Here is an 11,094-nt window from a genome sequence, read left to right on the forward strand (position 1 = left end):
CCTCTTTGGCAACAAAGGCAATAGAATGGTCAAGCTCTTCTACCTCCCGCCCCAACCTCGCGCAATGCAACACCACTACTGTGTTGCTCCTCCGTACGGTAGCCTAACTTCTATGAATCAGGCTACGAGATGCAATTATACGCAAACGATTGAATTACGCGCACTAAACGTTATCCATTTCAATCATCAAATCTTTTTATTGACTTTAAAATTCGCAGGTCAAAGCTGTGCTCTTAAGCGGCAGTGCTATCTTCTTGCTAGAAAAGCAACTTCACAGCACCCTCCAAGCTCTTCCGCTAAAAATTACATCGCGCCACTTCTTTCTTGCCCATTGCATGACAGTCAGAAAATAAATGGCTTTTACTCGGTGGAAAGCTAAAACAGGAGCGGCCCACTATGCAAAGTGCATGATGGGCCGCTCCTAAAACCTATCGCAGGTTGTGTAACCTAGAAAAGGCTTGGCGTTTCGGTTTTCAATTGTGCAATAACGGTCTGACCGCCTTTCACTTTCTCACCGAGCTGCACTTTCACCTCGGTGTCGATGGGCACGAAAATGTCAACGCGGGAGCCAAACTTAATAAAGCCGAACTCTTCACCCTGGCTTACCTCATCGCCCTCGTTTACATACCACACAATGCGACGGGCCATGGCGCCGGCAATCTGGCGGAACAGGACTAAGGGGCCAGCTTCGCTTTCCACTACGACGGTGGTCCGTTCGTTTTTGGTGCTGCTCTTGGGGTGCCAGGCTACCAGGTAGTTGCCCGGATGGTACTTGAAGTAGCGCACAATACCCGAAATCGGGTTGCGGGTGATGTGCACATTAATTGGTGACATGAAGATGCTGATTTGCTTACGCTCATCATTGAAATACTCTGTTTCCTGCACATTTTCAATTACCACTACCTTCCCATCGGCCGGGGCCGTAATGAGGTCTTCGTGGGTGAAAAGGCGGCGGGCCGGGCTCCGGAAAAATTGCAGCAGCGTCAGAAACACAGCTACCGAAATACCCGCAAAAATCTGGTTGAATGTGGCGTGTCGGGAATTCACGCGAAACAACAGCAGGTTAACAGCCAGCAGCGCCAACAGGGTAAAAAACAGAATACGTCGGCCTTCTTTGTGTATCTTCATAGATCACTGGTTTGCGCTGATTAATCGTGATTTCACTGATTCAGACGCATGTACTAGAAACTCGTGTAGCAAACAGCAGTACGTTCTGATACGTGCCAATTTAAAATTCCGCTGCTCTTTCTCGCAGCGGCCCAACCTGAACTACACAAAGATAGCCCGGACGAACAGTCCGGGCTATCCGAAAGCAAATATAGAGGCTGAGATAGTGAAATGGTGAGGCAGTGAAATAGTGAGTTCAACGTTCGGTCTGCGCTACCGGCCCGAGTTACGCCAACTGCACGATTAATACGTTGAATTCACTATTTCACTGCCTCACCATTTCACCTTTTAGAAGCCGCCGCGGAACTTGTAGGTCTGGGCTACTTTGTCGATGGCTACCACGTAAGCGGCGATGCGCATCGGCACTTTATATTTCTGAGAGGTAGCATATACTTTCTCGAAAGCATCCGACATGATCCGGTCGGCGCGCTCGGTCACCATTTCTTCGGTCCACTTGAAGCCCTGGCGGTTCTGTACCCACTCGAAGTATGACACGGTTACGCCCCCGGAGTTGGCCAGAATATCCGGCACCACCATAATGCCCTTCTCGTTGATGATTGGGTCGGCGGAAGCAGCCGTGGGGCCGTTGGCGCCTTCTACAATTAGCTTGGCTTTGATGTCGTGGGCGTTGTGCTCGGTGATGACGTCTTCCACGGCAGCGGGCACCAGCACATCTACGTCGGTGGTGAGCAGGTCATCGGCGTTTTCCATCAGAACCGCGCCAGTGAAACCATCGAGCCGGCCTTTGTGCGCGTTCTTGTAGGCTACAGCATCGTCGATGTTGATACCGGCTTCGTTCCAGTAAGCACCGCTGATGTCGGAAATGCACTTGATGCGGACGCCCTGCTCGCTGAGGAGTTTGGCCGCCCAGGTTCCTACGTTACCAAATCCTTGCACCGCTGCTGACACTTGCTTGGGGTCCATGCCCAGCTTCTTCATGGCGGCCAACGCCGATACCATTACGCCGCGGCCCGTAGCCTCAGTACGACCCAAAGAGCCACCCATTACCAGCGGCTTACCCGTCACGACGGCCGGCGACGTGGCACCTACTGTCTTCGAGAATTCGTCCATCAGCCACGCCATTTCGCGCGGGCCCGTGCCCATGTCGGGGGCCGGAATATCTTTATCGGGACCGAATACGTCTTTCATGGCCATAGTATAGCCACGAGTCATCCGCTCGATTTCGCCGGCACTCATAGTGGTTGGGTCGCAGATGATGCCGCCTTTGGCACCGCCGTAGGGTAGGTCGACTACGGCGCACTTCCAAGTCATCCAGGCAGCCAGGGCCTTTACCTCGTCGAGGTGCACGTTTTTATCGTAACGGATGCCGCCTTTTGAGGGGCCAAGGATGGTGTTGTGAATAACGCGGTACCCTTCGAAGACCCGCACCTTGCCGTTGTCCATCGTAACGGGAATGTGTACGATTACCTGCTTATCGGGCGCTTTCAGCACTTCGTAGGTTTCATCATCGAGACCCAGGATTTCGGTGGCCACGTTGAAACGTGACATCATTGATTCGAGGGGGTTTTCACGGTCCAAAAGTGGAGCCGGTTCTTTGTACACCGTGGTGGCAGCCATACGTGTAAGGATTGGGGTTGGGGGTGGGGAAGAAAATAAAAAACGGCAGCTATGAGCGGTGGGATACCACAGCCGCGCGCGAGATTTTTGACAGGTCAAAGGTAGTGGGTTTCGCACATACGAGAAGCGGCACAACGAGGTGCTACCATCTCGGCCTCAACAGGGGAGACGACGTTAACCATTTACGAATCACTATATTATGAACAGCTATAACACAGCTAATAACGCTTCTGCAAATTCCAATCCGACAATTATAAAATCACATAATTTATTTTATTCAACCGGCTACTAATTGCAGCAGCGCCAGCACCGGCAGGATAAAAAGAAAGGCATCGAACCGGTCGAGCAGCCCGCCGTGGCCAGGCATAATACGGCCCGAATCTTTTACGCCCACACTACGCTTGAGCATGGATTCGGCCAAGTCGCCGAGGGGACCGAAGACGGCTACTACGCCGGCTACTGCTAAGCGGTAGGTTACGGACAATTCGGGTAGCAAGTAGCCGAGCGCCCACCCCATGCCGAGCGTAAGCAAGAACCCACCGATGGCGCCTTCCCAAGTCTTACCAGGCGAAATTTTCGGGGCCAGTTTGTGCTTGCCGAAGGTTTTGCCGGCCGCGTAGGCACCAATATCCGAAGACCACACGAGCAGCAACAGCACCAGGACGCGGCGGTAGTCGTAGCCGGCCGGGCCATAGGAAACCACATTCAAAAAGCTCATCGGGAGGCTCACATACAGCAACCCTAGCAAGTTGATACCTACGTTGGCAAATGGGTTTATCTCCTGATTCTTGCGGGGCCACGCGTACATCTCACGCAGAATCAGCAAGATTGGCAACAGTATGATGGGTGCGCTTAACAGATAACCCGGAAAAATAACTGTGTGCCAGCCAGAAGAAGCTACATAATCGAAGCTGTTAGGACCGCCCTGTTCAACGCTGAAGAAGAAAAAGGAAGCGAAAATCAGCACGCTAATACCACCCCCCAATAGCGCCGCCGGCTTATAGCCTGCCTCCCGCATCATGCGGTAAAACTCCCACAGCATCCGCGTCTGCACGAGCCCGAAAAACAAGGCAAACGTCCAGACGCTGTACCACACACAGAACAGCAGGATAGCCGCGCCAATAACTGCAAATAGTATCCGTTGCGAGAGGTTGGACATCGGTTTTTTGCCCGGCGCAGTGGATTCGGGAGAGGCAGTAGTGGCGGTAGGTGCGTCGGACAAGGGAATAGAGTTTGTTGAAATTTCTGATTGCTTGCTGCTGGCCTTTACTTGCTACTCCACCAGCTTCTGCTGGCATGGCAACGAATAACCTGCAGCTTTTAGCGGAACGATAATTTTAGAATTAGCAACCGTAAACCAGAAACTAACCTTTAGTAACATCCACTCCTTCGTGGTTGATGGTGCGACCAACAACAGGAGCCGCAGGAGTGGTATGGGAAGCTACGCCACCACCACTGAGGGTGCGCAGTTGCGTGGGCAGCGGATCGGCAATGGGGCGCAGGGTGTGCTGGTAAAGCCGCCAGAGCAGCATCCCCGTCAAAATCAAGGACAGCAGCTGCAACCACCACGGCAAGGCCTCGGTAGAATCGGGGTCGAAGGTAGCGGTGTTGAGGAGTTGGCGCTGCTGCATATAGAGCAGCACGATCTGGAAACCGTTCTGCGTGAAGTGGGCCGCCATGGGTACCAGGATGTTGCCGCTCCACTCGTATAAGTAGCCGAGTACGAGGCCCAACACAAAGCGCGGCACAAAGCCAAAAAACTGGAAGTGAATGGCGCTGAAAATAGCGGCAGCCAACCACACGCCTACGTGCCGGGAGTTGAACCACTGCACCAGATTACGCTGAATCACGCCCCGAAAGACCAGTTCTTCACTAATGGCCGGCACCACCGCAATAACAATCAGGCCCACTATAAACCGCCCGAACGTGGTAAACTGCGTCAGGTATTTGGTAAGCACCTGCGCCCGGTCTTCCATCTCGCGGGCGTTTTTCTCGAAGCCTTGCAAGAAGCCGGGGAAATGCGCTTTCGCGTTCCACTCCACCAGCCCCGACATGAACGGCACGCTCAGCAGGATGATGCCACCAGCCAGCAACAACCATTTCAGCGGCACTGGCCGGCGCGGAGCAAAATATTCTTGCCAGGAGTAGCCCGTCAGCAGGGGCAGTGCCAGCGCCGCGCCCCCAAAACCCACGAACAAGAACACGCCTTGCGTAAGCATCGATACGCCCCAACCATTGGCGTAGGTATCGGGCTTGTTGGTGACGTTGCCGATTTCCAGTAACCCCACGCCGAACAGTAGATTACTAAATACGGCCATCAGAAAGCCGGCCACGCAGGCAGCCAGCAGCATCAGCACAACCAGCAGCAATAAGTTGGCAAAAGGGTGCAAACGGCTGGACACGAAACCTTTCATGTTTTTTTGGTGCTTAGTGCTTGGTATATAGTGCTCAGTTGGTAGTGTGGCTTGTTTCAAGGCTATTAGGCTGGGGCCGGCGGGTTGTGTTCAAGCGTGCTGTAGCTTGTTGTTCACAGCAAGCTAATGCAGCAGAAGAACGACCAAAGCACCAGGCACGACGCGCTAAGCACTAGATATGTCGTAAATTTGCTGAAAATCCGCTAACCTTCCCTATCCGTGGTACACATCCGCGACCTTGCTCTGCCCGATTTCCCGTTGCTGCTCGCGCCCATGGAGGACGTGTCGGACCCGCCGTTCCGGGCCGTGTGCAAAGCCAACGGCGCCGATTTGATGTACACCGAGTTTATTTCCTCGGAAGGCCTCATCCGGGATGCTGCCAAGAGCCGCAAAAAGCTCGACGTGTTCGATTACGAGCGGCCCATCGGCATTCAGCTGTTTGGCTCCGACGTGGAGACGATGGGCGAGTGTGCTCGCATCAGCACCCTGGCCGGCCCCGACCTGATCGACATCAACTACGGCTGCCCCGTGAAGCAGGTAGCCTGCCGCGGCGCCGGTGCTGCCCTACTGCGCGACGTCCCGAAGATGGTGGAAATGACCTCGGCCGTCGTGAGGGCTACCCACTTGCCCGTGACTGTAAAAACCCGCCTCGGTTGGGACGACGCCACTAAAAACGTGGAAGACGTAGCCGAACGCCTGCAAGACATTGGCATCGAGGCGCTTACGGTGCACGGCCGCACCCGCGTGCAGATGTATAAGGGCGACGCCGACTGGCGCCTGATTGCCCGCATCAAGGAAAACCCGCGTATCCGCATTCCCATTTTCGGCAACGGCGACATCGACTCGCCCCAAAAAGCCGTGGAATATAAAAACCGCTACGGCGTAGACGGCGTCATGATTGGTCGGGCCAGCATTGGTTACCCCTGGATATTCCGGGAGGTAAAGCACTACGTGGCCACCGGCGAACTGCTGGCCCCACCCACCGTGGAGGAACGCGTGAACATGTGCCGTATGCACTTCGACAAGAGCATCGAGTGGAAAGGCCAGCGCGTGGGCATCTTCGAGATGCGCCGCCACTACGCCCAATACTTCCGCGGCCTCGAAGGTGCCAAAAGCTGGCGTATGCGCCTCGTTGAGACTGACTCTGTGGAGGAAGTGCACGCCATTCTCGACGAAATCATTGCCGCCGAGCCCGTTCTGGTGGGGTAATTGTTCTGTTAACAGACCGTCATGCTCTATCTGGCGTCTGCTCAACTCCGTTTTTTCATGCCCACTCCTCCCGCCCCGGCCGTTACCACGGCTCCATCTTCGCCGCCCGTAGCGCCGCCCCCACCCCACCGGATTCCGGCTTCGGCTTGGGGGCTGCTTGTTATTCTGGCTAGCATTTGGGGTACTTCCTTTATTCTGATGAAGAAAGGCTTGGTGGTGTTTTCGGCGTTGGAGCTAGGAGCGGCGCGTGTGAGTGTGGCGGCACTGCTGCTGCTGCCTTTCGCGCTGAAGCATGTGAGCAAGGTGGACCGGAGCCGGATTAAGTGGCTGCTGCTCAGCGGGGTGGTAGGCACTCTGGTTCCTGCCTTTCTATTTGCTTACGCCGAAACCCGGCTGGCCTCGGGGCTGGCGGGTGTGCTCAATGCCCTGACGGTGGTGTTCACGCTGGTGGTAGGCGCCGCCTTTTTCGGGCAGAAGCTGACGGGGCTGCGGGTACTCGGTATTGTGCTTGGGCTAGTAGGCACCGTGGTGCTAATGCTGTTAGGCGGCAGCGGCGGGGCCGCCACGCCTACCGGAGAAGGCAATGCCTGGTACGGCCTTTACATCGTGCTAGCCACCTTCGGCTACGGGATAAGCGTGAACATCATCAAAAACCACTTGCACAGTATTCCGGCGGTGGCCGTCACCAGCTTGCTGCTGCTCTTTATTGGCGGTCCGGCCTTGGCTTTCCTGCTGCTCGGCACCGACTTCCTGCCCAAGCTGGCTTCGGTGCCGGGCGCCTGGCCGGCCTTCGGCTATATTGCCCTGCTGGCTACTATGAGTACGGCCGTGGCGATGGTGCTTTTCAACAAGCTCATCCAAAGCTCCACCGCCCTTTTTGCCGCCTCCAATACCTACCTCATACCCATCGTAGCCCTGGGATGGGGCCTGCTCGACGGCGAAGATTTCAACCTCTGGCACCTACTCGGCATGGTGATTATTCTAGCCAGCGTCGCCATTATCCACCGGGCTAAATAAGAGTTGCCGGTTGTGAGTTACCAGTTGCGAGTTGTCCGGTTGCCAGTTAGGGCGTCCTGCTCATCTGGCGTCGGCGCAGGCGTAGGAATAGCACTGCAACGAAGCAATAGAGATGCTTCGACAAGCGGACGCCAGATCGAGCAGGACGCCCTAACTGGCAACCGACAACCGATAACTCGCAACTAAACTAGGCCGTTAGCGCTGTGCCGTTTTTCTTGTGCAGGTAGGCGTTTTGGTTGTGCTCCATGGCGCCTTTTGGTAGCCACTCCCACCAAATGCCTAAGTCGTTTTGGATGATCTGCTTGTAGAAGGCAGGGAGTTCCTGCGACTCGCCTTCAAAGTATTGCCGGAAGGCCCGGTCGTGCACCAGTTTCTCCCGCACCTGCTTAAAGAACCGGATGCGGCCGTAGCCCTCCGACGATATAGCTCGCATGGTGTTCATCCATTTCGAGGCGCGCGAGGGCGAGGCCATGTAGCGTCGGTAAATGGCTTTCTTCGAGAAGGTGTAGGAGGTCAGGTCGATGACCTTGTCGTAGAAGTCCACCCACTCGTAGTTAGCGGGCTTCACGTTCATGGCCAGGTGGTTGTTGAGGAAGTGGAAGGGAAACGGCAGCACCCGATTGTTGCGCTGATAGTCGAGGTTGAGCGGGGCCGCTTCGCCGAAGGCGCTCAGCAAGGAGTAGCCGGGGAAGGCGGCCGGAGCCAGGTCCACAAACTTCTTGGTGAGTTCGAACGGTTCGTCGCCCATGTCGCTGTCGAGGCCGAGCACGAAGTTGGTTTGCACGTACGGCACGTACTTGAACATCAGGTTGACGTGCTCGGCTACGCGCTTCACCTTTTCCTCGCCGGCCAGCCGGGAAGTGCGCGACTTGTTGCCCAACTCGTACCACGACTCCACGCCCGGCAGCAGGGCTTCGAAGCCGTGGTTGTTGAGCACCTTCAGGTGGTCTTCGGTGAGGATGGACAAGCTGCTTTCGGCCAGAAAGCGGAAGCTTTTCAGGGGTGCCGCCGCCTCAATGGCATCCATCGTTTCGTGGAACCGGACACCGAAGTTGGGGTCGTGCCAGCCTACTACAGGCTTCTTGAATTTGGTGAGCAGAAAGCGGAGGTCTTCCTTGATGATGTCGACGCTCATGGGCTGGTAGTCCACGGTGGCATCGATGCAGAAGGCGCAGGTGTAGGGACATCCGACGCTGCCAATCATGGGCACCATCTTCAGTACCGGCGCTTTTTTCAGGGTCGGCTCGATGTACTTCCACCGCTCCCGCACACCGGGCAGGTGGCTCGGCTGCTTGCCGGCCGAGAGGTGCTTGCCTTCGGGGCGCTGCGGCTGGCAGTTGTGCAACACCTCCTGAATGGTGCCCTGATTGGTGAAGCCAAGCACGAAGTCGAAGTACTGCACGGCGTCGTCGGGGTAGCAGCGGGCGTGGGGGCCGCCGAGCACCGTTACGGCGCCTTGGCTGCGGAAGTAATTGCTAAGCGCGTAGGCTAGCAACGCCGATTCGGTGAAGGCACTGATGAAAATCAGATCTACGCCTTTGGGCAGCTCTTTGCGCAGGTCTTCCAGGCCGGTATAGCAGATCAGCTTCACATCGTGCCCATCCTCTTCGCACCAGGTAGCCACTACTTGGGGCATGATACTGGCCAGATTCGCGTGCATAGCGCGGGCCCATAGGGTGGTGGTGGGGCCTTTGCAAACCAAGTCGATTACGCCTATTTTCAGTCGTGACATTTAGCAGAGATAGAAGAATTACGAAGTCAGTTTCAGCAAGCTAACGCTTTAAAGTACACCACCCAGTTACGCAGGCAGGTCTTACCTGGCTGGTAATAATAAAGTTTCTTGCTGCAATAAGACAAATAGCCAATGAATGTTTGTCAGAAAGCCGCTTGTAACGTCAACTGCGTCCACTTGTGCGTGCGGCCGCCTTTAAACTCCGGCGACACCCATACCGCAGAAGTTTCCAACCGTACCCCTTCCCATCCGAGCCCAAATGTGCCGGTGCCGCGGGCTACCGCACGGCGCACCGCGCTGGCCGGCAAGGTGTACGGATTGTCTTGGCGCAGCAGGCCACCTTGCAACGTAGCATTGTAGCCCACAAGCCGGCCTTCCACTTGTGCTTCCGTATAAAATTGCACCCGCCGCTGCCCAATTCGGTTGCTACGGCTGGCCACACCTAGGTTGTCGAGGTAGGGGTTCAGCCAACCCACCCGCACTTGGCTGCCGGCGCTGGCGTAGGTTTGCAGGGTACTCAGTGAGGCCTGCGTCATGCCTAGCAGCTCCAGTCCGCGCCCTACGGCTAGCAGCTGCTTTTCCAGCTTCGCCTCGTAGCCGAGCACCAAGTCGTTCTGAATCTGGTAGTCCCAACCGCGGGGCGTGGGGGCATCGAGCAGCTTGTGCAGTTTGGTTTGGAAGCCTTTGGCCCCGGCAGCCGGACCCATGAACCCGAGGTTCACGGCAGTTGTCAGGCGTAGGCGGCGGGCGGGCTGGTCTGCTACCCGAAACAAGTCGGCATAGATGTAGGAGGCATAGGGCCGGTCATTGAGGCGAATGAAGGCATCTTGAATACGCAACGGCGTGAACCCATCATAGTGCAGCTTGATACCGTGGTAGCGGGTGCTGCCTACTGGCACCGGCCCCAACACCCGATTGACAGGTGAATGTTGCAATCCGGGCAGCACCAGCAGCAGCGTCATGCCCTGCGTGAAATAATAGTCGGTGCGAAAAAAGGCATCGTTGGCGAAGCTGTACGCTACGAGCCTATCTGAACTAGTTGTACTGCTGTCGGGGCGTTGTGCCCGTGCAGGCATGGCGACGAAGTTGAAAAGCAGCAGGAACAGCCAGGGCACATAACGCATCAGAAAGGAAAAGCGAAGTTCAAGCTACCTACGCGCCTACCTCGTCAGAGGACTTACTTACAGGAAGGTTTGCTGCTGCTTCTGAGGCAATAGCACGAAGTCCTGGCTTCACGCACCGTTACCGAGGTTAAACGCCACAACACTAAGCTGCTTGACGACTCTTCATACAACATCGTTGCTACGTGACCTTGCTGGTCGTTCAACGAGGCGCGAAGCGCCGGCTTCGCGCCACAGCCGTTTAGCGACTGGCGCTTGGCGGCAGGCTGTACACGTAGGGCCAGTCGTGGTAGCGTTCCGGTATCTTCAGGCGGGCAGCGTGGCCGAGGATGTAGCGCTGAATCTGGACCAGCTCGGCGGCATCTGCTATGGCATAGTCGTAGGTACCGGTTTGCCAGAAGTCGGCTTCGGCGGGTAGTTGGCCGCGCAGGATGCGACGGGCCTGCGCGGCCGTGCGCTGGTGCAGCAGTTCCAAGGCCTTGTGCACCGACAAGTTGCTGCTGGCCGGCTGGTGCAGCACGGCGTGTACGTGGTTGGGCAGCACGGCGAAGCATGGCACCATAAAGCCTTGCTCCTCCAGCATGAGCAGCTCGCCGGCTACGACGTCGGCTACCTTCTCTTTCTCCAGATACACCGATCCTACCGTTGCCGCGTTTAGCAGCGCATCAAAGCCCACGAAAAACTGCTTCTCGATGCGGCGGTGAATTGCCGGAAAGTCGGGCGCCGCGCGGGCGGCTTCTTGTGCCGCCTGCCGCTGCTGGTGCAACTCCCGCGCCGCCCGCATCGGCACGGAGCCGGCGAGGCGGAGCGTGATGAACAGGGTTTCGCCGGGTGGCAGATCGGCTATATCAGCCAT

At 56.4% G+C, this 11,094-nt stretch carries 9 protein-coding genes; 2 read left to right on the top strand and 7 right to left on the bottom strand.

Features of this window, described 5'->3' with window-relative positions; translation table 11 throughout:
- Positions 1-447: 447 nt before the first annotated feature.
- From VF639_RS07810 to VF639_RS07825, 4 genes are all read right to left on the bottom strand, one after another.
- Positions 448-1,128: a phosphatidylserine decarboxylase family protein gene (locus VF639_RS07810; RefSeq protein WP_331145336.1), complete on the bottom strand. Its 681-nt coding sequence runs from the start codon at positions 1,126-1,128 to the stop codon at positions 448-450.
- A 327-nt stretch (positions 1,129-1,455) separates the two neighbouring features.
- Positions 1,456-2,745, bottom strand: a complete 1,290-nt coding sequence (locus tag VF639_RS07815; protein WP_331145337.1) for a Glu/Leu/Phe/Val family dehydrogenase — start codon at positions 2,743-2,745, stop codon at positions 1,456-1,458.
- A 277-nt stretch (positions 2,746-3,022) separates the two neighbouring features.
- The gene (locus tag VF639_RS07820) at positions 3,023-3,967 is read right to left on the bottom strand and encodes a phosphatidate cytidylyltransferase (RefSeq protein WP_331145338.1); all 945 of its coding nucleotides are present in this window, start codon (positions 3,965-3,967) and stop codon (positions 3,023-3,025) included.
- Between the two features lie 142 nt (positions 3,968-4,109).
- The gene (locus VF639_RS07825) at positions 4,110-5,159 is read right to left on the bottom strand and encodes a CPBP family intramembrane glutamic endopeptidase (protein WP_331145339.1); all 1,050 of its coding nucleotides are present in this window, start codon (positions 5,157-5,159) and stop codon (positions 4,110-4,112) included.
- Positions 5,160-5,378: 219 nt separating this feature from the next.
- Between VF639_RS07825 and dusB the strand changes: the two genes are divergently transcribed.
- A complete protein-coding gene (gene dusB, locus VF639_RS07830; RefSeq protein ID WP_331145340.1) occupies positions 5,379-6,368 on the top strand; it encodes a tRNA dihydrouridine synthase DusB in 990 nt (329 codons plus the stop codon).
- A 57-nt stretch (positions 6,369-6,425) separates the two neighbouring features.
- Positions 6,426-7,385: a DMT family transporter gene (locus VF639_RS07835; RefSeq protein WP_331145341.1), complete on the top strand. Its 960-nt coding sequence runs from the start codon at positions 6,426-6,428 to the stop codon at positions 7,383-7,385.
- Positions 7,386-7,572: 187 nt separating this feature from the next.
- On the opposite strand, the gene VF639_RS07840 is transcribed toward VF639_RS07835, so the two are convergent.
- The 3 genes from VF639_RS07840 to VF639_RS07850 all read right to left on the bottom strand — a co-directional run bounded on the left by VF639_RS07840 (position 7,573) and on the right by VF639_RS07850 (position 11,094).
- Positions 7,573-9,117: a B12-binding domain-containing radical SAM protein gene (locus tag VF639_RS07840; protein WP_331145342.1), complete on the bottom strand. Its 1,545-nt coding sequence runs from the start codon at positions 9,115-9,117 to the stop codon at positions 7,573-7,575.
- 143 nt (positions 9,118-9,260) lie between these two features.
- Entirely contained in the window at positions 9,261-10,241 is a 981-nt protein-coding gene (locus tag VF639_RS07845; RefSeq protein WP_331145343.1) for a lipid A deacylase LpxR family protein, read from the bottom strand.
- Positions 10,242-10,479: 238 nt separating this feature from the next.
- Positions 10,480-11,094 (bottom strand): hypothetical protein, encoded by a 615-nt coding sequence (locus tag VF639_RS07850; protein ID WP_331145344.1) that lies wholly within the window; start codon positions 11,092-11,094, stop codon positions 10,480-10,482.

This window comes from Hymenobacter sp. (assembly GCF_036387835.1).
Taxonomy (GTDB): Bacteria; Bacteroidota; Bacteroidia; order Cytophagales; family Hymenobacteraceae; genus Hymenobacter.

Bases quoted from the DNA above. Each gene is read 5' to 3' on its own strand.
- VF639_RS07825 (WP_331145339.1), bottom strand. From the start codon at position 5,159: ATGAAAGGTTTCGTGTCCAGCCGTTTGCACCCTTTTGCCAACTTATTG.
- VF639_RS07835 (WP_331145341.1), top strand. From the start codon at position 6,426: ATGCCCACTCCTCCCGCCCCGGCCGTTACCACGGCTCCATCTTCGCCG.
- VF639_RS07815 (WP_331145337.1), bottom strand. From the start codon at position 2,745: ATGGCTGCCACCACGGTGTACAAAGAACCGGCTCCACTTTTGGACCGT.
- VF639_RS07850 (WP_331145344.1), bottom strand. From the start codon at position 11,094: ATGGCTGATATAGCCGATCTGCCACCCGGCGAAACCCTGTTCATCACG.
- VF639_RS07845 (WP_331145343.1), bottom strand. From the start codon at position 10,241: ATGCGTTATGTGCCCTGGCTGTTCCTGCTGCTTTTCAACTTCGTCGCC.
- VF639_RS07810 (WP_331145336.1), bottom strand. From the start codon at position 1,128: ATGAAGATACACAAAGAAGGCCGACGTATTCTGTTTTTTACCCTGTTG.
- VF639_RS07840 (WP_331145342.1), bottom strand. From the start codon at position 9,117: ATGTCACGACTGAAAATAGGCGTAATCGACTTGGTTTGCAAAGGCCCC.